A 22,934-nucleotide genomic window follows, 5' to 3' on the forward strand; every position below is an offset into this window, starting at 1 on the left:
GCGGCTGTGGGGGCGTGGGGGCCCCGGGACCGCGGGGCTGCCCGGTCGACCGAGGTCGACGGGGCTCCGCTTCACGTCGTCAGGAGGTCAGGGGCCTCGCCCCGCCCTCCCTGGGCCTGCTGAGGTCAGCGACCCCAGGTGCCCTGGTTCACCGCGCAGTTCCAGCCGTTGCCGCGGACGCTGAACTTCACCTTGTAGGACCTGGTGTTCAGCAGCCGCGTGCGCACCTGAACGCCGAGGCTGGCCTTCTTCTTCAGGGTCTTGGTGTGGACGGAGACGGTCCTCGACGTCTTGCGAGTGACCTTGCCGCCCTTCGCCTTGGCGCTGCCGAAGCGGATGTTCTTCACGTTGGTCACCGTGAAGGTGACCTTCTTGAAGCTCTTGGTGCTCTTGTTCTTCAGGCCGAAGTACAGGCCGTTGCCGGTGACCCAGCCGTTCGAGTTGGTGTAGAACCTCGACGTGTAGACGATGTCGATCGGGCAGCCGGCGCTGCGCGGCGCGACCTTGGACGCGGTCGGAGCGGCGTTCGGCCCCTCCGACGCGGACGCGGCACCGGCCAGACCGAGCTGAGCGGCGGTGATGGCCCCGGCGGTCGCCAGGACAGCGGCGGACGTGCGCATGCGGTTCACTACGGTGTTACCTCTTCCCCCTGTGGCCCCTCGTGGGACCAACTGACAGCACGATGCAATACGTTCGCGCCGGACGATTCACGTCCCTGCGGCGCGCCCCGTATTCCTAGCACGAGGACGACACAGGAGAACAAGTCAGCCAGCGCGTCACCACGGCACCGTGACAGAAGCCGGACAATCGTAAGGCATGGAGAGGTGTACTCCGGAACGGGTTCCGAAGGGGGCTTTACCGGGGTGTTTCCGGTGAACTTCCGGGGTCGGCCGCACCGGGCATTTCCCGGCGGGGCCCCGCCGCCAGCCGCCCGGACGCGTTCACGGAACTCGATTGCAGTGGCTAATTCTCGCCCCTCGCGGGGACGTCGGGCGTGGCTTGACTGCGTCGTCACGGGGGCCACTGTGGCGGGTGCAATGGACGGGTGCACGGGAACGGACCTGTCCGCGCGGGCCCGGCGGCCCGCACCTGTTCGGAGGAGACCGCCTTGGCAAAGAACCCGACGACGAACACAGACGGCGCGCACGCCACTTCGAACCCCACCCCCGACGACGTCGGGGCGATGTACGACCAGTTCGGCGACCTGCTCGCGATGACGCTCGGGTCGACCGCCGTGCACATCGGCATGTTCGTGCCGCACGGCGAGGCCACGCCCGTCACGTCGCTCGTGGGCCTCGCCGACCTCGCACAGGACCGGCAGACCGAGTTCCTCGTCGACACGCTCCACGGCGCCGTCGGCCACGCGCCGGCCCCGGACTTCCTGGACATCGGCTGCGGCACCGGCGGTCCCGCCCTCCGCCTCGCGGAGCGCACCGGCGGCCGGGTCTCCGGCATCACCGTCAGCAAGACCCAGCTGGCCCGGTGCGAGGACCGGCGCCGCGGCCACCCGGCGGGCGAGCGCGTCGATTTCGCGTACGGCAACGCCATGGAGCTCAGCCATCCCGACGCGTCGTTCGACGCCGCCTGGTCGATCGACTGCGTGCCCCATCTGTCCGACCGGCCCGCCGCCCTGCGCCAGGCCCTGCGGGTGCTCAGGCCCGGCGGTCACCTGCTCTTCACGGAGTTCGCGCTGCGCGGCACGCCCACCGAGGAGCAGTCGTCGGCGTACACGCGGCTGTGGACCTGTCCGCCCCTTCGCCCCTTCTCCACCCTCGTCGGCGAGATCGAGGAGACCGGCTTCCGGGTCGTGCGGGTGCAGGACATGACGGCCAACGCCGTGCTGTGCTCCGAGTTGATGTCGACCCTGTACCAGGACCGGCGTACGGAGATCGAGGAGCGCTTCGGCAAGGAGGCCCTCACCCACACCGACCCGCTGATGGGTCCCTACCGCTCCTTCTGCCGGGACCACTTGGACTACTACCTGATGCTGCTGCGCAAGCCCCAGGAATAGCGGCGACGCGGCGGGGGCGCACCCGCCCCGGCCGTCCACTTCCCTGCGGCCACCGGGCTAGCCGCAGGCGTCCACCACCTCGTCGAACGTCTCCAGCAGACCGAGGAACGGCTCCCTCCCCCAGGCCCCCACCGCCAGCGCCGCCGCCAGGACCGCCGCGCCGTGCGCGCACCCCGCCTCGTCCCGCCCCCAGGCCCGCAGCCCGGCGTCGTCCCCCTCGGCCCAGGACCGCACCGCCTGGGACACGGCGAGTTCGTGGTGGGGCGGCCCGGCGGCGGCGATGGCGTCGGCCGTGCGGACGACGTCCGACGGGGTGAGGGTGCGCGGGACCGACAGGACGATGCCGATGACCAGGCGCAGGATGTCCCCGGTGACGGAGGGCAGTTGGCGGGCCGCGGCGGGGTCCGCGCCGTCGAGGGCTGCGGCGACCCCGGCGGCGTCCTCGCGCGCGTAGGCCCGCACGAGCGCGAGCCCGCGCCGCGCGGCATCCCGCCCCGCCGAGCCACCGGGCAGGTCCGACCCCGCTCCCGCCCTCTCCCCCGTCTCCTCCCGGCCTGCTGCCGACAGCGCCCCGTGCGGGTCCAGCTGCGAGCGGTACGACGCCATGCCCAATCCCCTTTCACAGGACGTACTCCGATCCTGCAACCTGAAGTGCGCTCGAGGTCAAATCGTCCGACCGGGTCGCGTGCGGGGCCCGCTTGCCGCGCGATCGGTGGCGGACCTGGCGCGTCCGGCCGAGAATTGTCCGGTGAACGGCCAACTGGCCTTCGCGCGAGAGGAGTTGCACATGCGGGGGGCGGTTCTCGACGGGCGCTATCAGTTGTGCGAGCCACTCGGCTCCGGCGGCATGGGCACCGTGTGGCGGGCCAGGGACATCGTGCGACAGCGCTTCGTCGCGGTGAAGATGGTGTTCGCCCCCGCCGGGACGGGCCTCTCGGAACTGGCTCGCAGGTTCCAGCGCGAGTTCGCGGTCGCGTCCCTGCTGCGCAGCCCCCACATCGTCGAGGTACAGGACTCCGGCGAGGCGAAGGTCGACGGCAGCCCCTTGTTGTACCTGGTCATGGAGGAGGTGCCCGGAAGTCCGCTGAGCCAGGTGCTCGCGGTCCGCAGCCCCTCGCTCGCCGAGATCGCCCGCTGGGGCGGCGAGATCTGCAAGGCCCTCACCGTCATGCACGGAGCGGGAATCGTGCACCGGGACCTGAAGCCCGTGAACGTCATGATCGGCCCGGACGGGCACGCGACCGTACTGGACTTCGGCATCGCGCGGCTGAACAGGGACGGCATCGACCTGACCACGCTCACCCACACCGGCGATGTGCTGGGCACCGTCGCGTTCATGTCCCCGGAACAAGCCGGTGGCGGCACGGCGCTCGACGGACGCAGCGACCTCTACTCCTTGGGATGTCTGCTGTACGCGACGCTGGTCGGCCGGCCTCCCTTCGCCGAGGGACCCTGGCAACGTGTCCTGCGGCAGCACGTCGAAGACACTCCCCTGCCCCCGAGCGCGGGCCGCCACGGGCTCCCGCCCGCCTGGGACACCCTGCTCCTCGACCTCCTCGCCAAGGGGCCCGGGGACAGACCGCCGAACGCGGATGCGGCACGAGAACGGATCGCGGCCCTGCCCGTGCCCCAGGAGGCACAGCCGGAGCCACCCGCACCTCCCGAACCGGGACCCGCAGCAGCCCCCGACACCGCCGCGGCGGCCGTCGCCCCCGACACAGTGACCCGCGGCGCGACTTCGAGCCCTCACGGCGAGCCCGAGGCGGCACCGGAGGTCCACCCGCCCACACGGCTCGCCGCTCACCCGCGTGCGGTGCCCCGCCTGCTGCCGGGCGACGAGGTGATCTCCCGAGGCCTGACCGGAAGCCAACTCGTGGGCCTGTACGCCGTCGTGGCCCTGCTCGTCGGCGGCCTCGTGACCCTGATCCTCATCGCTTCGGGCCGTGAGAGCGGCCAGTCCCTGGGCACGTCCGGTCTCATCACGGCGGGCGGATTCGGCGCGACGATCGTGGGCGGATTCCTCTACAACGCGTACGTCGACGAGTGGAAGCCCCTCCAGGCACGGCGCCGGCAGGAGGCGGATTGGGAGCGGGCCCAGCTGATCGAGAGGGCGGCCGCAGCCAGTGGCGCCGGGAGCGCCGCGCACCAAGAGGCGTACGCCACGGTCTCCGCCGCCATGTCGCAGCACATCTCGCTGTGGGTCGGCTACGAACACCACCAGGCCATCCGGTGGGTCCATCTGCGCCCGGAGCGCTTCGACGACGGCGACCTCCTGGGCACCGAGGAGTCGACCCAGCAGTGGTGTCGCATCGCCACGTTCCGGCTGCGGGCCACATCCGACCGCCCGCCGCCCGAGGCGTGACTGCCGCGGCTTCCAAGCAGGGGGCGGCGTCGGGGCGAGGAGCCGCTTGAGTCTCCCGTAGGGGGAGACTGCAAGGTGGGCCCATGAGCGACGAAGCGCTGTACTCGATCGGTGAGCTGGCCCGGCGTACCGGACTGACCGTCAAGACGATCCGGTTCTACTCGGACCGGGGCGTCGTCGAGCCGACGGACCGCAGTCCGGGCGGCTATCGCCGCTACGGCACCGAGGCCGTCGCCCGGCTCGAACTCGTGCGGACCCTGCGTGATCTGGGTCTGGACCTCGACACGATCCGCAAGGTGGCCGAGCGGGAGCTGTCGCTCGCCGAGGTCGCGGCGGCCCACGCCGAGGCGCTGGACGTGCAGATCCGCGGTCTTCGGCTGCGGCGCGCCGTGCTGACGGCGGTGACCCGGCGCGGCTCCACCCCTCAGGAGCTCGACCTCGTGCACCGGCTCGCGAAGCTCTCCGAGGCCGAACGACGCTGTCTCGTCGACGACTTCCTCGCCGCGGTCTTCGACGGCCTGCACGGACATCCGGAGTTCATCGGCGTCCAGCGGTCGATGACGCCGGAGCTGCCCGCCGACCCGGGGGTCGAACAGATCGAGGCGTGGGTGGAGCTGGCCGAGCTGTTCCAGGACCCCGGCTTCCGCGCCGGCATGCACGGCATGGCCCACGACATCGCGTCCGACCGTGCTCCGGACGACACCACCGGCCTCCCCCGTGTCCTCGCCGAGGCCCTCCGCGCCCGCGTCACCCCCGCCCTGGCGGCGGGCATCGCCCCGGACGCCCCCGAGGCCGAGCAGGTCGTCGCCGATCTCACCACCCACTACGCGCACGTCCTCGGCGACCGCCTCGAACCCGCCGACCTGCGCCGAAGGCTGCTGTCCCGCCTGGAGAGCATGAACGACCCTCGGCGGGACCGGTACTTGGAGCTGCTCGCCGTCGTCAACGGCTGGCCTCCGCCGGACAGTCTGGCGCCGGTCCTGGACTGGTCCGTCGCGGCACTGCGCGCACGGTGACCAGCGCCTCCGACGAACTCACAGAGCCCACCGGGCAGCAGAGCGAACCCGCCGCGCACCGGACGCCGTCCGGATACCGCGCACTGCGCGAAGTACCCGGCTTCTGGCGAATCGCGGCGACCGGCCTGCTGTCGAAGCTGCCCATCAGCATGACGTCGCTGAGCCTGCTGCTCCTGATCAGCCGTCACCATTCATATGGCGTGGCCGGTTTGGCGATGAGCTGTGCGGCGATCGGCCAGGGGCTCACGGCTCCGCTGCGGGGGCGGCTCGTGGACCGCTGCTCCCACCGCCCGGTGCTGCTGTGCTGTCTCGCCGGGCAGGTGGGGGCCGGCACGCTCCTGGTCGTCGTCGTGCGGGAACAGGGCTCGCCGCTGCGGCTGCTCGCGCTCGCCACGCTTCTCGGGGCCAGTGCGCCGCCGGTCGCCGTCATGATGCGTACCGTCTGGCAAGGGGCGGCCACCCGTCTCCTCGGTCCGGCGATGGCGCTCGACTCGGCGATGACGGGCGCCGCGCTCGTCGTCGGCCCCGCGCTCGCGGGCTGGCTCAGCGTGTCGGTCTCGCCGGTCGCTCCGCTCCTCGTGGTGGCCGTCCTCTCAGCCGGGGCGGTCGGGTCGCTGATCGGCCTGCCCGTCACGCCGCGGCCGGTCGTGCGCGGGCACGGGGCGGGGCCGCTGCGGAGCGCGCCGCTGCGCCGTCTCCTTGCCGTGAACGGCCTGTTCGTGTGCGCCGTCACCGGCATGGACGTGGTGCTGCCGAGCTATGCGCGGGAGCACGGCGCGGCCGCGTACGCGGGGTGGTGTCTCGGCGCGCTGTCCGTCGGGAGCGTCGTGGGCGGTCTTGTTCTCGGGGCCGTGCCCGCCCTGTCGGGAGGGCCGCGCCACCGTATCGGAGTGCTGCTGTGCGTCTTCGCGGCGGGCGCGGGCGCGCTGGCCTGCGCGGCGCGGGTGTCGCCGCCGGTCGTCCTGCTCGTCTGCCCGGTGGCCGGGCTCGCCATCGGCTCCGTCTTCGCCGCGCTGCGGACGGCCGGCGGGGATCTCGCGCCGGCGGGACGTGTCACCGAGACCATGTCGTGGCTGAGCGCCCTCGACCTGGCGGGCGGGGCGGTCGGGACGGCGGTCTTCGCGCAGGTCGCGGCGGGGGCGGGGAGCGGGACGGCGCTGGCGGTGGTGCCGGGGGTCGCCGTGCTCGCCGCTGTGGTGGGTCGGTTTCCGGTACGGGCTCCTCAGGCGAGCCACGCCTCCGGGTCCCGGTGACGCCCCAGGCCCACCGCCGCGAACTCGTCCTCGGCCGTGCCCGCCACCGCGCCCAGCCGCCGCAGCGCCCGGGAGACCGGACTCCCGGCGGCGGGAACGTCCTGGCCCTCCCCCACGTGGAGCGGCCCCAGGGCGAGCGTGCCGCCGTCCCACACGGCGGCCCGCTGCTCGCCCACGCCGCCGAAGTACTCGGCTTCCACGTACGCGATCGGCCCCGTGGCCGACCAGTTCGCGAGGTGGGTGTCGAAGCCGCCCGGCAGCCGCCAGAACCCGAGCGGGCTCACGGGTCCGCCGTCCGTGACGGCGTCGAAGAGTTCGTCGGTCATCGGCATCAGCGCAAGGCCCTGGCCGAGCGGTGCGAGGCGGGCGGCCGCCATCTCGCGCACCGCGCCCCGCAGCAACGCGCCTTCGGCGATCACCGCGTGCAGTTCGTAGCCCATGCCAACGCCCCCTCCGCAGCCAGCCGATGTGAGGCTCCATGCTGCCCCACGGACACACGTGCCCACAGGCCGAAGCGGCGTCCCAGCCTGAGCCGAACGCATGGGGGCGCCCCACCCGCCGAGCGGATGGGACGCCCCCATCACAGAGATCGCGTCACCGGGGCCGCGTCACCGAAGACGCGCGGCCACGCGCCCTGCGGCCCTCACTCGTGCGCCTCCGCCTCCACCGGCTTGGGGATGAGGAAGGACGTCACGAACGCCGCCGCGATGAGTACGACACCGGCGATCATGGCGGCCGAGTAGCCCGCGGTCGACGTCTTGTCGGCCGGTTCGGCGGCGGTCTGGACGGCGTAGAGGAGGGCGAAGCTCAGGCCCGCGCCGAGGTTGAAGGCGCCGGCGTTCAGGCCCGGCAGGAAGCCCGGGTTCTCCTTCGGGGAGAGGACGATGCCGAGGCCGTTGAGGACGATGTTGCCGACTCCGGCGTAGGTGACGCCGATGAGGACCGACGAGACGAGCAGGAGCGCGCGGGAGTCCGCCTGGAGGGTCACGAGCATCAGGGCGACGGTCGCGGCCGAGCCGATGAGGCCGACGCGCAGGACCTTGCCGTAGCCGTGGGTGGCGGCGAGGCGTCCGGCGAGGGGGCCCATGGCCAGGCCCGCGAGGGCGTACGGGGTGAGGGTCCACCAGGCCGACGCCTCGGCGCTCATCCCGAATCCGGCGTCCGCGTTCTGGGCGAAGGCGGGGATCATGCCGTTCATGACGGCGAAGACGCCGGTCATCGTCAGGACGGTGGTCAGGAGCAGCGCCCACGTGGAGCGTCGGCGCAGGTGCCGGGTCGCGACGAGGGGGTGCTTGCTGCGGTCCTCGGCGCGCCAGAACGCGGCGAAGGCCAGCGCGGCGACGACGGCGAGCCCGGCCACGAGCGGCCAGTTGGCCTTGCCGAGCTTCCCGGCCTCGTTGAGGGCGATGAGGGCCGCGCCGACGGAGACGACCAGGAGCGCCACGCCGGGCCAGTCCATGCGGTTGTCGGCGCCGGCGGCGCGGGCGGTGGACTCCGGGGTGAGCGTGGCGACGAGGACCATGGCGAGTCCGGCGACGACGGCCATGACCCAGAAGACGGACTGGAAGCCGTAGTGGTCGGCGAGGGAGCCGCCCGCGATGGAGTCGACGCCCGCGATGCCGCCGTTGACGGCGGTGATGACGCCGAGGAGCGTGCCGTACCGCTTCGGCTCGTGGACCTCGTTGCGCAGCATGATCAGGCAGAGCGGCACGGTCGGCCCGGACACGCCCTGGATGACGCGGCCGACGAACAGCATCGGCACGCTCTGCGCGAGGGCGGCCACGACGCAGCCGACGGCCATGAGCGCCATCATCGCGGCGAGCACGCGGCGGCGGCCGATGAGGTCGCCGAGGCGCGGCAGGAAGAGCGAGAACAGCGCGGCGGACGTGAAGAACGCCGTCTGGGTCAGGCCGACCTCGGCGGAGGTCGCGTCGAGGGAGTCCTCGACGCTCTTCAGGGCGGGGCTGAGCATGCTCGCGTTCAGCTGGAAGGCGAAGCAGGCCGCGAGGAGCGCGGTGACCAGGACCCATACGCGGACGGGTCGGCCGCCGGGAGAGGCGGCGGACGGTGCGGGTTCGGCGAGGGAGGCGTTCACGCGGGCACGTCACCGATCCGCTCGAGGGCGTCCACGACCAGGTCCCAGAACCGCTTGTGGTCCAGGTCGACGGCGACCTGGGTGCGGCAGTCGGCGGGGGCGGGCGCGCGGAAGTCCGCGACGGTCATGCCGAGGGTGAGGGTGCCGGTCAGCTCGATGTCCACGGGGGCCTTGCGTACGGTCATGACGCTCGGGTCGATGACGTACGCGACCGCGCACGGGTCGTGCACCGGCGGGTGCTCGAAGCCCTGCGCCTCGCGGTAGGCGGCGCCGAAGAAGTCCAGGAGTTCGCCCACGAAGACGGCGGGGCGGGTGCCGACCTCGGCGATGCGGCGGGTGACCTCCGGCGTCGCGAGGGCCTGGTGCGTCAGGTCCAGGCCGACCATCGTGACGGGCCAGCCCGCGTTGAACACGATGTGCGCGGCCTCGGGGTCGATCTTGATGTTGAACTCGGCGACGGCGCTCCAGTTGCCCGTGTGGTAGCCGCCGCCCATGAGGACGACCTCGCGGACGCGCTCGGCGATGCGGGGCTCCTTGCGCACGGCGAGGGCGATGTTCGTCAGGCCCGCGGTGGGCACGATGGTGATCTCGCCGGGCTCGTGCGCCATGACCGTGTCGATGATGAGGTCGACGGCGTGGCGGGGGTCGAGCTCCAGGGTGGGCTCGGGCAGGACGGGGCCGTCGATGCCGCTCTCGCCGTGGATCTCGGGGGCCGTCTCGACGGTGCGCACCAGGGGACGGGGGCAGCCGGCGGCGAAGGGGACGCCGGTGATGTCGGCGATGCGGGCGACGGAGAGCGCGTTGCGGGTGACCTTCTCCAGGGTCTGGTTGCCGACGACCGTGGTGACCGCGACCAGTTCGACGTCCGGGTTGCCGTGCGCGAGGAGCATGGCGATCGCGTCGTCATGTCCGGGGTCGCAGTCGAGGATGATCTTTCGGGCCATCGGCGGAACCTCTTTGTTCGGCTGAGCTGCCACGTCGGGGCGGCGCTCGGGAAAACGTTCTCCAAAGACTTTGTGGAGGCGTACGAATTATGTCAATGATCTGCGGCACGTCCGACCCGCGTGCCGTCACATGGCCCTGTTTCACCCCTCCCACCAGGCCTAAAGAAAGCCTGGTCGCCTACTCCCGCCGTTGATAACGTTTGCCGAAACGCACCGAAGGGGGACCGAGGCGTGGCTGATGTGACACTGCGGGACGTGGCCCGGGCCTCCGGCTGCTCCGTCGCCACCGTCTCCCGGGTCCTCGCCGGGACGCGCCCGGTCGGCCCGGAGACGGCCCGCCGCGTCCGCGAGGCCGCCGAGGCCCTCGGCTACCGGCCCAACCAGGCAGCCCGCGCCCTGCGCAGCCGCTCCACCGGCACCGTCGGCCTGGTCCTGCCGCAGATCACCAACCCCTTCTACCCCGCCCTGGTCCGCGAGCTGACCCACGCCCTGCACGCCGAGGGCCGCGCCGTGCTGTTCGCCGACTGCGACGACGACCCGAAGGCCGAGGCCGAGTACATCGACGACCTGCTGAGCCGTCGCGTCGACGCGCTCCTGGTCGTCCCGGCCGACGAGCGCCGCAGCCGCGACGCGGTCGCCGCGGCCGCCGCCCGGGTGCCGCTGGTCCTGATGGACCGCGGCTGCGGCCCGGGCATCGCCGACTCCGTGGCGGTCGACAACGCCGCGGGCATGGCCCTCGTCCTCGGGCATCTGGCCGCGACGGGCCGCCGCCGCGTCTGCTACCTGGGCGCGGACAGCACGGCGTCGGCCGCCGCCGAACGGCGCGCGGCGTACGCGGCCGGGGCCGCCGTCCTCGATCCGGGCGCGCCCGGGCGAGTGGCGCTCGGCGGTTTCTCCGTGGAGTGGGGCCGGGCCGCCGTCGACCTGGTGTGGGACGCCCGGCCGGACGCGCTGGTGTGCGCCAACGACCTCATCGCGGTCGGCGCGCTGCAACGCCTCCAGCAGCTCGGCGCGGACGTGCCCGGCGACGTGGCCGTCACCGGCTTCGACGACATCCCGATGGCCGCGCTCGCCGCCCCCGGCATCACGACCGTCCGCCAGCCGGTCGCCGAACTGGCCGCGGAGGCCACCCAGTTGCTGAACCGTCGCCTTGCCGGACGCGGCGAGGGCCCGCAGCGGGCGATACGGCTCGCGCCGGACCTCGTCGTACGGGAGTCGAGCGCGCCGGGGGCGGGCGAGTGGGGCGGCGGGGCGGGCGCCGCTGCTACGGAGCGCTGACCCGGCGCTGACCGAGCGTTTCCTCCTGGGAGGTCCGCTCGTCCCCGAACGTGATCCGGTGTCCCCCTGAAGGTCATCGGGACGTACCTTGTGCGGTGAGACAGTTCACGCCTCGGCAGAAGACGGACGGTGCCATGACCGACCCCTCGACGACGCCCGGCCCGGCCGCGCGCCCGCACATCGACACGTCGGTGCCGCACTCGGCCCGGATCTGGAACTACTGGCTGGGCGGGAAGGACAACTACCCCGTCGACGAGGCGGCCGGTGACGCCTACAGCGCCGTCTACCCCGGCATCGTGACCATCGCCCGCAGCAGCCGCGCCTTCCTCGCCCGCAACATCACGTACCTGGTCGAGGAGGCGGGCATCCGGCAGTTCCTGGACATCGGGACCGGCCTGCCGACCGTGGACAACACCCACGAGGTGGCGCAGCGGCTCGCCCCCGAGACCAGGATCGTCTACGCCGACCACGACCCGATGGTCCTCGCGCACGCCCGCGCCCTGCTCACCTCCACCCCGGAGGGCGCGACCGCCTACGTGGACGCCGACCTCACCGACCCCGACCGCATCCTGGCGGCCGCGGCCGAGACGCTGGACTTCACCCGCCCCACCGCCCTGATCCTCAGCAACATCCTGGGCCACATCGCCGACTACGACCAGGCCCGCACCATCGTCGCCCGCCTCCTCAAGGGATTGCCCCCGGGCAGCTACCTCTCCATCAACGACGGTTCACGGGGCGTCGACGCCGACTACGAACAGGCCCAGGACGCCTACAACGAAACCGGCGCCGTCCCCTACTACCTGCGCCCCGTCGACCAGATCACGGCCTTCTTCGACGGCCTGGAACTCCTCGAACCGGGCGTCGTCTCGGTCCCCTTCTGGCGCCCGGCCCCCGGGTCCCCCGCTCCGGTGGCCATCGGCGAGCACGGGGGCCTCGCGCTCAAGCGCTGACGCCCGGCGCCGGGCGCGCGCCCGTCCGCCGAGGGGCTCCTCACAGCCACCCGGCGTCGTTCACGGATCCCAGGCTCGTACCGGACAGGCGGCGGTGCAGGGTCATGGCCTGGTCCTCGGTCAGGGACGCGACGTGGTCGGCCGCGGCCCGCAACGGGTCGCCGTGGAGCTCCAGTTCCTCGGCCCGGTCGGTGGGCAGGAGCCCGGGGGACTCATGGGTCCAGCGCAGCAGTTCGGAGACGACGCGTCGCTTTCCGTGCTGTTGCGTGGCGAGGGCCGGGCGGTCGATGACGTAGCACCAGACCAGTTCCTTGAGCAGGTCGCAGGCGGCTCGGCGCTCGGCGGGGACGACGAGCCGCGCACCGTGGCGGATCGCCGCCGGGCCACCGACCTCCAGCTCGATGTCCCGGGTGAAGTGGTCGATCAGCTTGGCGGTCCGGGCGTTGACGGCGACGTCGTCGGCGTGCCGCCCGGCGTAGGGCCCCGGCACCGAGAGGGCCTTGGCGATGTCGGCGAGGAGGCCCACCGCCTCGTCCCGCTCGAAGGCGTCACCGGCGCGGCGGCGCTTGGCCTCCACATAGTCCAGGAACCGCCGCGTCTCCCGCTCGGTGTCGCCGCCCGCGGCCCCCGGCGGCGGGAAGAGCGCGGCCAGCGGGATCAGTCCGGTGCGGTAGAAGTCCTCCACGTCGTGACAGGCGTACGTGACGTCGTCGGCCCAGTCCATCACCTGCTCCTCGACCGGCACCGCGTCGTCGTCGCGGCCCGCCCGCACCCAGGCGAACGCCTCCCGGTCGACCGCGTAGACACCCCACTTGGTGTGCCGTGCCGGGTCGACGTCGCGCGGGGCGCGTTCCCAGGGGTACTTCGTCGCCGCGTCCAGGCTGGCCCGGGTCAGATGCAGGCCGCGGTGGCCGGGGTACTTGTGCGCGGCCAGGAAGGTGAGGATGTGCAGGGTCTGCGCGTTGCCCTCGAAGCTGTCGAGCACCCCGTCGGCGCGGTGCAGCTCGTCCATCGTCGCCCGCAGCGCGGTCTCACCGGCGTGGCCGAAGGGCGGGTGACCGATGTCGTGCGCCATGCAGGCCGCCTCGACGAGCGCCGGGTTCGGGCCGCCGTAGCGCCGCTCAAGACGCTCGGCCATCCGCCGCCCCAGCTGGGCGACCTTCATCGAGTGGGTCAGCCTGGTGTGGTAGGCGCCGAGTTCACCGCTGGCGACGACCTGGCTCTTGCCCGCGAGCGCGCGCCACTGCGTCGAGTACAGGATCCGGTCGACGTCGTGCTCGAACCCCGACCGCTGTCCGTCGTCCGCGACCCTTCGGCGCAGGGAGTGCTGTTCCAGGTCTTCGTCGCTGTACCGAGCCGGTCGCATGACGGGATGGTAGTCCCCCCGCCACCGCCCGCAGCCGACGAACGTACGTCAGCGCTCGGCCCCCCGCGCACCCTGCACCCCCTGCACCCCCTCCGCCCGCGCGAGGATCTCCTCGACCACGCCCGTCTTGGCGTCGGCGTAGTTCTGCGTGTACTCCCACGTCCGCTCCGCCAGCGTTCTCTTGGTGCGGGCGTACAGGTCGCGGTCCTCGTCGTGGGCGCGCAGCCAGTCCCTGAACCGGAGCATGCGGGCGGTCTCCTCGCAGCCGGCCGGGAACACGTGCAGGTTCGCCGACGCGGCCCCGGGCGCGAGGTCGTGCCGACGCAGCACGCGGTGCTCGTACCAGTCGGGCTCCCGGATGGCGAGGACGTAGCCGACCTGTTCGAGCGCGGGCACGTACGTCGCCTCCTCCCCCGGATCCGGCACGGTCAGGAGCATGTCGATCACCGGCTTGGCGGGCAGCCCCGGCACCGACGTCGACCCCACGTGCTCGATCGTGTGCCGCACGTCCGCGAGCGCGCCGCCGAGGCGTGCGGCCTCGGCGGCGAAGACCAGCGGCCAGCGGGGGTCGTGGTCCACGAGCGTGACCTGGCCGTCGAGCCTGGGCGCGGTGCCGACGTTGGCGGCGGCGATCTCCTCGGCGGTCATGGGCACGTGGTCGCCGGGCTCCGGTGCGGGGGGCTGCTGCGGATCGTGGTTCTGCTGCTCGGGCATGGCCTGCCGCTCCTGACCTCGGTGTGGGTGGCGTACCCATGATCCGGCACGGGGAGCCGGGTGCCGGGGTCGCCGCCGACAGCCCGGGGCGGCCGTACGCGGAAGGCCACAGCCGGAGTTCAGTCCCGCAGCACCACCAGCACGAACGCCGCCGACACCGCGCCCAGGACGACGGCCGCGACCCCGCGCGAGAAGCGGTGGTCCCGCAGCACCGGCAGCAGTTCGTCGACGGCGATGCGGCCGGGCCCGGCCAGGGCCACCGACACCGCGCCGGCCAGGAGCACGATGTCGTACTCGACGCCCTCGGGGCTGAAGAAGCCGCCGCCCCACTTCACGGCCATGGCGTTGAGCATGATGCCCAGGATCCCGGCGCCCGCGAGCGGGGTGAGCAGGCCGATCGCGAGGCCGAGGCCGCACAGGGTCTCGGTGAGCGCGGCGACCCAGGCCATGGCCTTGGCGGCTTTGTAGCCGTCGGAGGCGAAGAACGCCGCGGTGGCGTCGAGGCCGTTGCCGTCGAACCAGCCGAAGAGCTTCTGCGAGCCGTGGGCGGCCATCGTGAGACCGACCGCGAGACGCAGCACCAACAGGCCGACATCGGCGCCGGGTTGAGGCCCGGAGACGGGCGCGAGGACGTGTCGGCGGGGCGCGCCCGTCGACGGCGAGGCGTAGGAGCGTGGGGGTGGCGGCGGGGATGAGGACGGGGACGGGGGGTCGGCGGAGTGGGGGGAATCAGTGGAGTGGGCGGAGTGAGGGGGACGGGACGGTGTGGTCATGCGTGATCTCTCCTTGTGCCGAGGGGGGAAGGACGGGAACAGGGAGGAGAGGTCCCTCTGCGTGCCGAACGGCGAGCGGTGTGGCTCCCGCGGGCGGGAAGCCCTGCCGGGGCCGAGGCGCCTGCCCCGGCCCGAGGGCGTACGCTCGCCCGCTCATGTCGAGCGATGATAGGTCCAGACCAAGTCGGTATGAACCCCTCCGACCGTCACAGACACCGCCCGGGCCCACTGAGGCCGGATTTCACCCCTCGTCGCTTCCCTCCCCGTCCTACCGGGCGGCAGCGGTGGACGGCGGCACGGGACGCCGCATGCACACCCGGGGCCAGCGATCCAGGCCGTGCGCGGCCTCCTTCGCCCGGACGGCCCGCAACTCCGGGCCCAGCGCGGCGTCGTCGAGGAGCGCGAAGCCGCAGCGCGCGTAGTACGGGGCGTTCCACGGCACGTCCCTGAAGGTCGTGAGGGTCAGCGCGGGGACCGCCTCGGCCGCGGCGCGGTCGGCGAGGTGGTCGAGCAGGGAGCGGCCGATGCCGCGGCGGGCGTGGTCGGGGTGCACGGACACCTGCTCGACGTGCAGGTCGCCGTCGACGCGGTCCGCGAGGAGGTAGGCCACCGGTACGTCGGCGGAGTCGGCGGGGTCCACGGCCACCCAGGCGAGCCCGGCGCGCCGGTAGCCCGCCAGTTCGTCCAGCGTGGGCGGCTCGTCGTCGGCGATCTCCGCCATGCCGACATCGCGGAAGCAGCGACCGGCGGCCCGCTCGATGTCCTGAAGGCGGGTCAACTCACCATCGTGTACGGCTCGGATGCGCATCGCGCCATTGTCCAGGTCAGCGGTGCGGTGTGGCCTCGGGCCCCGGTCACCAGGCCTCAGACCCCAGCCCCAGCCCCCGGCCCCGGCCCCGGGTCTCGGTAAAGCGGCCATCGACAGGATGAAACCGCTTTGCCGACCCCTTCGAACTTCGGGGCCGGCAAGGCGGTTTCACTGGACCCTCAGCCCTCAGCGCCCAGTCCTCAGTCCTCAGCCCTCAGCCCTCAGCCCTCAGTCAAATGTCTCCGTGTGCAAAGTGATCGCTTGCACCGGGCAGGCCCGTGCGGCCTCCCGCAGCATGGGGTCGTCCACCTCCTCCTCGCAGCCGGGAAGCAGCTCGCTGAAGCCGTCGTCGTCCTGCGTGAAGACCTTGGGTGCCGTCAGGACGCACTGGCCCGCGCCGATGCACACGTCCGTGTCGATGGTGACGCGCATCAGCCGCGCCCCCAGGTGACGGGCAGGTCGACCAGGCCCTGGATCGTGTCGCCGGGCTTCATCCGGATCTCGTCCGCGGGGACGGCGAGCCGCAGGTCGGGGAGGCGGGCGAGCAGGGACTGCAGGGCGATCTCCAGTTCGGCGCGGGCGAGGTTCTGGCCGAGGCACTGGTGGATGCCGAAGCCGAACGCGAGGTGGTGCCGGGCGCTGCGGCGCACGTCGAGGTCGTCGGGGTCGGGGTAGACGGCGGTGTCACGGTTGATGGTGGAGGCGGCGAGGACCACGCCGTCGTCGGCGCGGATGGTCTGCCCGGCCACCTCGATGTCCTCGGTGGCGACGCGCACCAGCCCGTCCGCGATCGACAGGAAGCGCAGCAGCTCCTCGACGGCGTCGCGGGTCAGGTCGGGCTCCGCGCGCAGGGCCGCGAGCTGGTCGGGGTGTTCGAGCAGGGTGAAGGTGCCGAGCGAGATCATGTTGGCGGTGGTCTCGTGCCCGGCGATGAGCAGGATGAGGGCGATGCGGACGAGTTCGTCGCGGTCCAGGCTGCCGCTGCTCAGCCGTTCCCGTACCAGCTCGTCGAGTACGCCCTCGGGGGTGGCGTCGGCCGCGGCGGCCCGCCCTGTGCCCGCGTCGGCCGCCTTGGCCTTGCGGTCGACCAAGTCGCCCAGGTAGTCGATGAGTTCGACGCGTCCCGCCTCCGACTCCTCGGCCGTGGCGCCCCGCAGGATGCGGTGTGCGGCGCCTTCGAAGAAGTCGTGGTCGGCGTACGGGACACCGAGGAGTTCGCAGATCACGATGGACGGCACGGGCAGGGCGAACGCGGCGACCAGCTCGACGGGAGGCCCCTGGGCGACGACGGCGTCGAGGAGCCCGTCGACGATGTGCTGGATGCGGGGGCGCATCGCCGCCACCCGTTTCACGCCGAACGTGGGGATGAGCATGCGGCGTTGCTTGTTGTGCAGCGGGTCGTCGACGCCGAGCAGGGCGAGCGGCTCCCGGCGGGAGAGCTCGAAGCGCGGGGCGATCATCGGGAAGGCGGGATGCTGCCGGTCGGCGGAGAGGCGGCGGTCGGTGAGCAGGGCCTGGGCCTCGGCGTGCCCGGTGACGAGCCAGGCCTCGCTGTTGTCGTAGAGGGTGACGCGATTGACCGGGCCCTGGGTGGCGGTCGGCGTGTATCCGGCGGGCGGGTGATAGGGGCAGGTTCGGTCCTGGGGGAAGGGGGCGGCTTGCGCCATGGGGGCCTCCGAATGCGCTCGGACGGGTTGTGCGGTGTCCCGACCCTCACTTCATGCCCCATGCAAGCATCTGGAACATGCCCGGTTCGGCCAACTTCGCGCCGGACGCCCCCGAGTTCGGCATCGCGGCCGATTTGTGACGCTCTCCCGGGACCGCCGCGCCCCATGACCTCGCAGGGGTCGCAGCTCTCCCGGAACTTTTCGCGACAGTCGCTGACATGAATGGCGTGATCGCGCCGGTCCCCCGCCACGGCCTTCCTCACGCGCCGCACGAGCGCTGATCGCGCGAGGCCCTAGAGCCCTGCCGCCAGCCGTTCGATGCCCGGTCCGGACACGCCCGCGAGCCCGGCGGGGCGACCGGTCGCCAGGAGCAGCAGGTCACCCGCCGGGCCGCGGACCTCCTCCGCCCCGTCACCCGTCGACCAGTCCGCGTCGGTCGCGATCAGACGCAGGCCGCGCAGGCGCTTGCGGGCGCCGTAGAACGGGCTGCCCACGACGTGGTCGAGAGCCGTCGTCGTCGGCTCCGGGGGCATGGCCCGGGTGCGTCCGAGCGGGCGCGCGATGTCCTGCCCGTGGACCAGGAAGTCGACCAGGGGATCAGCGGGGGCGGCCATGGGCGCCCGACGCGGCGATCCCGCCGTCTCCCGGATCTGGGCGACCAGTTCGGCGGGCGGGAACGCGGCCGCCCGCCGCACGGCGAACTCGGCCTCCATGCGGTTCCAGTCGCCGCGGGCCCGCAGGGCGCCGCCGAGCACCATGCGCCACGTCGTGCGGGTCGACAGCGTCAGATGGGCGGCGACGTCCCGTACCGCCCACCCCTCGCAGAGCGAGGGCGCCTTCCATTCGGCGTCGTCGAGATCCTCCAGGAGGTCGGCGACGCCGAGCCGCTCCGTCTCCACCCAGCCGAGAATCCGCTCCGCGTTCGTCTTCGTGCCCATGGCCACGCCTCTCCTCACCTCGGAAGCCAGCGGAACTCCGACGGCACGGGCCGCCGGAACCTCCGCGCGGGAAGTGCAGGTATGACCACCGGCCCGCCGAGAAGTGAGCGATCCATGAATGTGACCTGGGTCACGACGAGATGCGGCGGACGGGTCACGGTCGGCGGCCCGCCCGCCTCCGCGCCGATCAGGACCCGACGTACTCCCGGAGGTGACGGGCCGTCAAAGTGTCCGCGTCCATGACGAGTTCGGCGGGCGTGCCGGTGAAGACGACCTCGCCGCCGTCGTGGCCGCCGCCCGGACCGAGGTCGATGATCCAGTCGGCGTGGGCCATGACGGCCTGGTGGTGCTCGATGACGATGACCGAGTTGCCGTCGTCGACGAGGCGGTCGAGGAGTGCGAGGAGCTTGTCCACGTCGGCCAGGTGGAGGCCGGTGGTCGGCTCGTCGAGGATGTACGTGGAGGACTTCTCGGCCATGTGGATGGCGAGCTTCAGACGCTGGCGCTCGCCGCCGGAGAGGGTGTTCAGCGGCTGGCCGAGACGCAGATAGCCGAGGCCGACGTCGGCGAGGCGGCCGAGGATGGTGTGCGGCTGGCCGGACGGGAAGAAGTCGTACGCCTCGGCGATCGACATGCCGAGGACCTCGCTGATGTTCTTGCCGTTGAGGCGGTAGGTGAGGACCTCCGGCGTGAAGCGTTCGCCCTGACACTCCTCGCACACGGAGGCGACGCCCTGCATCATGGCCAGGTCGGTGTAGACGAGCCCGAGGCCGTTGCACTTCGGGCAGGCACCCTCCGAATTGGCGCTGAACAGGGCCGCCTTGACGCCGTTGGCCTTGGCGAAGGCGTTGCGGATCGGGGTGAGCAGGTTCGTGTACGTCGCCGGGTTCGAGCGGCGCGAGCCACGGATCGGGGACTGGTCGGCGACGACCACACCGTCCTGCCCGGACAGATAGCCGTGGATCAGGGAACTCTTTCCGGACCCGGCCACGCCGGTGACGACGGTCAGGACGCCGAGCGGCACGTCCACCGAGACGTCCTTGAGGTTGTGCGCGTCGGCGCCCTCGATGGCCAGGTGCCCCTTGGGGGTGCGGACGGTGTCGCGGAGCCTGGCGCGGTGGTCGAGGTGGCGGCCGGTGAGGGTGCCCGAGGCGCGCAGGCCCGCCACGTCGCCGGTGTAGCAGATCTCGCCGCCCGCCGTGCCCGCGCCCGGGCCGATGTCCACGACATGGTCGGCGATCGCGACGACCTCCGGCTTGTGCTCGACGACGAGGACGGTGTTGCCCTTGTCGCGGAGCCGGAGGAGCAGGTCGTTCATGCGCTGGATGTCGTGCGGGTGCAGGCCGATCGTCGGCTCGTCGAAGACATACGTGACGTCGGTGATGCTGGAGCCGAGGTGGCGGACCATCTTCACGCGCTGCGCCTCGCCGCCGGAGAGAGTGCCCGAGGGGCGGTCCAGGCTGAGATAGCCGAGGCCGATCTCGGTGAGCGAGTCGAGGAGGTCGAGCAGGTTGGCGAGGAGCGGGGCGGTGCCGGTGTCCTCGATGGAGCGGATGAAGTCGGCGAGGTCGTTGATCTGCATCGCGGAGCACTCCGCGATGTTCACGCCGTCGATCCGCGAGGACAGCGCCTCCTGGGTGAGGCGGGCGCCCGCGCAGAGCGGGCACTGCCGGAACACCACGGCGCGGTCGACGAAGGCCCTGATGTGCGGCTGGAGTCCGTCGCGGTCCTTGGCGAGCCAGGTGCGCTGCATCTTGGAGACGAGGCCCTCGTACGTGAAGCCGTTGGAGCCGACCTTCACCTTGACCGGGCCCTTGTGCAGGAGGTCCGCCCACTCCTGCTCGGTGAAGTCCTTGAGCTTCCTGTCGGGGTCGTAGAAGCCGGAGTTGACCATGATCTGCCAGCTCCAGGAGTCCACCGCGTAGTACGGGAGGGTCAGGGCGCCCTCGTTGAGGGACTTCTCGCGGTCGAGGAGCTGGTCCACGTCGACGGTCGAGACCTCGCCGGTGCCCTCGCACTCGGGACACATGCCGTCGGGCAGGTTGAAGCTGAAGGCCCCGGACGTGCCGATGTTCGGCACGCCGAGGCGGCTGAAGATGATCCGCAGCATCGTGTACGCGTCGGTGGCGGTGCCGACCGTGGAGCGGGAGTTGGCGCCCATGCGCTCCTGGTCGACGACGATCGCCGCGCTGAGGTTGCGCAGCTCGTCGACGTCGGGGCGGCCCACGCTCGGCATGAACGACTGGACGAAGGCGGTGTACGTCTCGTTGATCAGGCGCTGCGACTCGGCCGCGATGGTGGCGAAGACGAGCGAGGACTTGCCGGAGCCGGAGACTCCGGTGAACACGGTGAGGCGCCGCTTGGGCAGGTCGAGGGAGACGTCCTTGAGGTTGTTCTCCCGCGCTCCGCGGACCTGGATCAGGGTGTGACTGTCGGCGGGGGTGACCTTCACGGGGGCTCCTTGTACGGCTCGCACAGCTGTCCGGCATGAATAGCGTACAGCGTACTCAGTCAGAGCGTGCGATGCCTCTGTTTTTCGTGAGCCTCCCGTGCCAAGGTCCCTCGGTCCCCGTACGTCCTGTGTGCCGTGGGTCCGTCGCTCACGTCGCCGGGCACAGGACGCCGCGGCTCTCCGCGATCTCGACCTTCCCGGTCGCGACGTGCAGGGCGAACTGCAGGTCGCGCAGGCCGCTGAGGGACCCGAGGTCCCGGGACATGTGCGCCTCAAGGGCGCGCAGATGGGAGCGCACGGTGGCCTCCGACAGACCGAGGGCCCGCGCGGCCGGCTCCAGGTGCGCCTCGTGGGTGAGCCACACCGTGGCCGTCGTGATCAGATCCCTGCGGTCGCCGCGGGCCGACCGCAGCAGGGTGTCCGCCCACGCCGTCACCTGGGGCGAGGCGAGGAGCGACTGCAGCGTCGGCTCGTACGCGCCCGGTGTCATGGACTGCGCCGGCGGCTCCCGGTGGGTGACCAGCTCCAGGGCCAGGCCGACGGCTATTCGGTCGGCGACGGAGGCGAAGTCCACGCGCAGCGTCTCGGCGGCCCTGGCCACGCGACGGGTCACGGTGTTGCGGTGCAGGTTCAGCCGCCGCGCGGCGACGGTGTAGGGGTGGGCGAGGGCCATCGACAGGGTCTCGCGCATCTGCTCCCACTGGGCGTCGTGACGCATCAGCGGGTCGAGCAGGTTCCTCGCCCACAGCTGCGCGTCGCGCGGCGGGAGCAGGCCGATCAGATCCGTGTTCGGCGCGGACAGCGCGACCGAGTCCGGCTGGAGCAGGGCGAACCCCTGGGCGGCGCTCGCCTCCCGGAGCGCGTCGGCGAGCAGGGACATGGAGTAGACGCCGCTGCCGCCGACGGAGGCCTCGGCGCCCAGGGCGGCGACGAGCCGGGTGAGGTCGGCGCCCACCCCGTCGTCGGCCCGGCCCGGGCGGACCGGCTGGACGACCAGGATCCGGCGGTCGGCGCGCGGGTCGGCGATCACCAGGGCGCGGCCCTCCGTGACGACCTCGCACCGGCGCACCGCGACGTCCCGGTGGGCGCACGGGACCTCGACGACGAAGACCCGGACCGTGTCGGCGTCGAGGAGACCGGGCGCCTGGGCGGCGAGCACCCGCCGCGCCTTGTCGACCTCGCCGTCGAGAAGCAGCTCGACCGCCGCCCTGCGGGCCGCGCGGGAGGTCTCGGCGGCCGCGCGGTACTCCCGGCGTGCCTGGTCGAGCAGGCCGAGGAGTTTCGCGGCGTGCCCGAGGAGGCGCACCTCGGCGTCGTCGAAGGGGGCCGTGCCGCGGGCGATGGCGAGGACCGTGCCCGCCCCGCGCGCCGGGCCGAGGGAGATGAGCCGGGTGTGCGGACCCGACGACCGGCCGGACGCCGTGCCGTCGAGGGAGCTGTGGATGATCGCAGGGGCCAGGGCCTCGGCGGCCGTGGCGGGCGAGGCGGCGAGCACCCGGTGCGGATCGCTCACGAGGACCTGTACCTGCAGGGCGCGCGCGAGCCAGTCCGCGATGCGCTGCATCGCGCGCGGGTCGGCGAGTTCGGACGGCACCTGCTGCACCAGCGTGGTGAGCTGGCTGGCGCGCCACTCGGCCCCGGCGAGGCGGCTCTCCTGGAGGCGGTTGCGCGTCTTGGCCCACTCCCGCAGCGGGGCGGTGGTGACGAGCACCGGGACGGAGAGCGCGTGGGACAGGTCGCGGAGCACCTGGGGCAGCGGCTGGTGCGCGCCGGGCGCCAGGCTCACCACGAGACCGGCGCACTTGTCCAGGGCCAGTTGTTCCATGAGCGTCTCCAGGGCGACCTCCGCGCGGCCCCGGGTGCGGAACTGCAGCCCGGTGACCAGGACGAGGCATCCGGCGTCGAGGCGCCGCTGAGGCTCGCCCTCCAGCAGCTGCGACACGGTCAGGGCCGTCAGCCCGGCCACGCCGACGCCCTCGAACCGGGCCGTGTCGACACCTCCGGCGAAGGCGAGCTCCAGCTCCGCCCTGCCGACCAGCATGCCCAGCGTCAGCACGTCATCTCCCCCTTCTGCCCGAGGAGTTGGTGATGTCCCTCGACGGGGCTCACAGCCGCATGGTGTGCCGACGCGCTCTCTCTCGGGCTCGCCGACACGTCAACTCCAGCCGAAGCAAGCTCAGGCAGTGCACGGCGACTTGACCGGATTCCCGTCGGCTGTCGCCATGGACATACTCAAAGGGTTGCGCACACAGATTGCAAGCGACAAGGTGTGCACTGTCCACAAGTTGCGGAGAGTGCCGGAAGGAG

The 22,934-nt window shown here is 72.4% G+C and carries 20 protein-coding genes; 6 read left to right on the top strand and 14 right to left on the bottom strand.

Annotation, left to right across the window (positions count from 1 at the left end; all coding sequences use genetic code 11):
• Positions 1–125 precede the first annotated feature (125 nt).
• Entirely contained in the window at positions 126–620 is a 495-nt protein-coding gene (locus ACFVHO_RS37765; protein ID WP_385725005.1) for a hypothetical protein, read from the bottom strand.
• Positions 621–1,108: 488 nt separating this feature from the next.
• On the opposite strand from ACFVHO_RS37765, the gene ACFVHO_RS37770 reads away from it, so the two are divergent.
• Positions 1,109–2,011 carry a class I SAM-dependent methyltransferase gene (locus tag ACFVHO_RS37770; protein ID WP_385725007.1) on the top strand — a complete coding sequence of 301 codons (903 nt, stop codon included), beginning with the start codon at positions 1,109–1,111 and terminating at the stop codon, positions 2,009–2,011.
• Between the two features lie 57 nt (positions 2,012–2,068).
• Here the strand turns inward: ACFVHO_RS37770 and ACFVHO_RS37775 are convergent, their stop codons facing one another.
• Positions 2,069–2,617, bottom strand: coding sequence for a hypothetical protein (locus ACFVHO_RS37775; protein ID WP_385725008.1), 549 nt, complete (start codon positions 2,615–2,617; stop codon positions 2,069–2,071).
• Between the two features lie 181 nt (positions 2,618–2,798).
• Between ACFVHO_RS37775 and ACFVHO_RS37780 the strand changes: the two genes are divergently transcribed.
• The 3 genes from ACFVHO_RS37780 to ACFVHO_RS37790 all read left to right on the top strand — a co-directional run bounded on the left by ACFVHO_RS37780 (position 2,799) and on the right by ACFVHO_RS37790 (position 6,642).
• Positions 2,799–4,373 carry a protein kinase gene (locus tag ACFVHO_RS37780; RefSeq protein WP_385725010.1) on the top strand — a complete coding sequence of 525 codons (1,575 nt, stop codon included), beginning with the start codon at positions 2,799–2,801 and terminating at the stop codon, positions 4,371–4,373.
• Positions 4,374–4,456: 83 nt separating this feature from the next.
• Positions 4,457–5,389 carry a MerR family transcriptional regulator gene (locus ACFVHO_RS37785; RefSeq protein ID WP_385725012.1) on the top strand — a complete coding sequence of 311 codons (933 nt, stop codon included), beginning with the start codon at positions 4,457–4,459 and terminating at the stop codon, positions 5,387–5,389.
• Positions 5,386–6,642: an MFS transporter gene (locus tag ACFVHO_RS37790; protein ID WP_385725014.1), complete on the top strand. Its 1,257-nt coding sequence runs from the start codon at positions 5,386–5,388 to the stop codon at positions 6,640–6,642. The genes ACFVHO_RS37785 and ACFVHO_RS37790 overlap by 4 nt, the downstream gene beginning before the upstream one ends.
• Here ACFVHO_RS37790 and ACFVHO_RS37795 read toward each other — a convergent pair.
• The 3 genes from ACFVHO_RS37795 to ACFVHO_RS37805 form a co-directional block, all read right to left on the bottom strand.
• Complete coding sequence (locus ACFVHO_RS37795) at positions 6,612–7,082, bottom strand: hypothetical protein (RefSeq protein WP_385725016.1); 471 nt, start codon at positions 7,080–7,082, stop codon at positions 6,612–6,614. The genes ACFVHO_RS37790 and ACFVHO_RS37795 overlap by 31 nt on opposite strands.
• A 203-nt stretch (positions 7,083–7,285) precedes the next feature.
• A complete protein-coding gene (locus tag ACFVHO_RS37800) occupies positions 7,286–8,737 on the bottom strand; it encodes an MFS transporter (protein ID WP_385725017.1) in 1,452 nt (483 codons plus the stop codon).
• Positions 8,734–9,681 carry a nucleoside hydrolase gene (locus ACFVHO_RS37805; protein ID WP_385725019.1) on the bottom strand — a complete coding sequence of 316 codons (948 nt, stop codon included), beginning with the start codon at positions 9,679–9,681 and terminating at the stop codon, positions 8,734–8,736. Before ACFVHO_RS37805 ends, ACFVHO_RS37800 begins: the two co-directional genes overlap by 4 nt.
• A gap of 231 nt (positions 9,682–9,912) precedes the next feature.
• Here ACFVHO_RS37805 and ACFVHO_RS37810 point away from each other — a divergent pair, with 231 nt between their 5' ends.
• Complete coding sequence (locus ACFVHO_RS37810; RefSeq protein ID WP_385725021.1) at positions 9,913–10,959, top strand: LacI family DNA-binding transcriptional regulator; 1,047 nt, start codon at positions 9,913–9,915, stop codon at positions 10,957–10,959.
• Positions 10,960–11,093: 134 nt separating this feature from the next.
• Complete coding sequence (locus tag ACFVHO_RS37815; protein ID WP_385725022.1) at positions 11,094–11,909, top strand: SAM-dependent methyltransferase; 816 nt, start codon at positions 11,094–11,096, stop codon at positions 11,907–11,909.
• A 40-nt stretch (positions 11,910–11,949) separates the two neighbouring features.
• Here ACFVHO_RS37815 and ACFVHO_RS37820 read toward each other — a convergent pair whose 3' ends face one another.
• The 9 genes from ACFVHO_RS37820 to ACFVHO_RS37860 form a co-directional block, all read right to left on the bottom strand.
• On the bottom strand, positions 11,950–13,275 hold the full coding sequence (locus ACFVHO_RS37820) for a deoxyguanosinetriphosphate triphosphohydrolase family protein (RefSeq protein WP_385725024.1): 1,326 nt from the start codon (positions 13,273–13,275) through the stop codon (positions 11,950–11,952).
• Between the two features lie 48 nt (positions 13,276–13,323).
• Positions 13,324–13,989: a GrpB family protein gene (locus tag ACFVHO_RS37825; protein ID WP_385725026.1), complete on the bottom strand. Its 666-nt coding sequence runs from the start codon at positions 13,987–13,989 to the stop codon at positions 13,324–13,326.
• A gap of 119 nt (positions 13,990–14,108) precedes the next feature.
• Positions 14,109–14,762 (bottom strand): DoxX family protein, encoded by a 654-nt coding sequence (locus ACFVHO_RS37830; RefSeq protein ID WP_385725028.1) that lies wholly within the window; start codon positions 14,760–14,762, stop codon positions 14,109–14,111.
• A 268-nt stretch (positions 14,763–15,030) separates the two neighbouring features.
• Positions 15,031–15,570: a GNAT family N-acetyltransferase gene (locus ACFVHO_RS37835; protein ID WP_385725030.1), complete on the bottom strand. Its 540-nt coding sequence runs from the start codon at positions 15,568–15,570 to the stop codon at positions 15,031–15,033.
• A gap of 228 nt (positions 15,571–15,798) precedes the next feature.
• On the bottom strand, positions 15,799–16,002 hold the full coding sequence (locus ACFVHO_RS37840; RefSeq protein WP_385725032.1) for a ferredoxin: 204 nt from the start codon (positions 16,000–16,002) through the stop codon (positions 15,799–15,801).
• Entirely contained in the window at positions 16,002–17,237 is a 1,236-nt protein-coding gene (locus ACFVHO_RS37845; RefSeq protein WP_385725034.1) for a cytochrome P450, read from the bottom strand. The genes ACFVHO_RS37840 and ACFVHO_RS37845 overlap by 1 nt, the downstream gene beginning before the upstream one ends.
• 293 nt (positions 17,238–17,530) lie before the next feature.
• The gene (locus ACFVHO_RS37850; RefSeq protein ID WP_385725035.1) at positions 17,531–18,175 is read right to left on the bottom strand and encodes a maleylpyruvate isomerase family mycothiol-dependent enzyme; all 645 of its coding nucleotides are present in this window, start codon (positions 18,173–18,175) and stop codon (positions 17,531–17,533) included.
• A 187-nt stretch (positions 18,176–18,362) separates the two neighbouring features.
• Positions 18,363–20,627, bottom strand: a complete 2,265-nt coding sequence (locus tag ACFVHO_RS37855) for an ATP-binding cassette domain-containing protein (protein WP_385725037.1) — start codon at positions 20,625–20,627, stop codon at positions 18,363–18,365.
• Between the two features lie 148 nt (positions 20,628–20,775).
• Positions 20,776–22,683 carry a PucR family transcriptional regulator gene (locus ACFVHO_RS37860; RefSeq protein WP_385725039.1) on the bottom strand — a complete coding sequence of 636 codons (1,908 nt, stop codon included), beginning with the start codon at positions 22,681–22,683 and terminating at the stop codon, positions 20,776–20,778.
• Between the last annotated feature and the right edge of the window lie 251 nt (positions 22,684–22,934).

The sequence above is a fragment of the Streptomyces sp. NPDC127108 genome (genome assembly GCF_042677545.1).
Classification (GTDB): domain Bacteria; phylum Actinomycetota; class Actinomycetes; order Streptomycetales; family Streptomycetaceae; genus Streptomyces.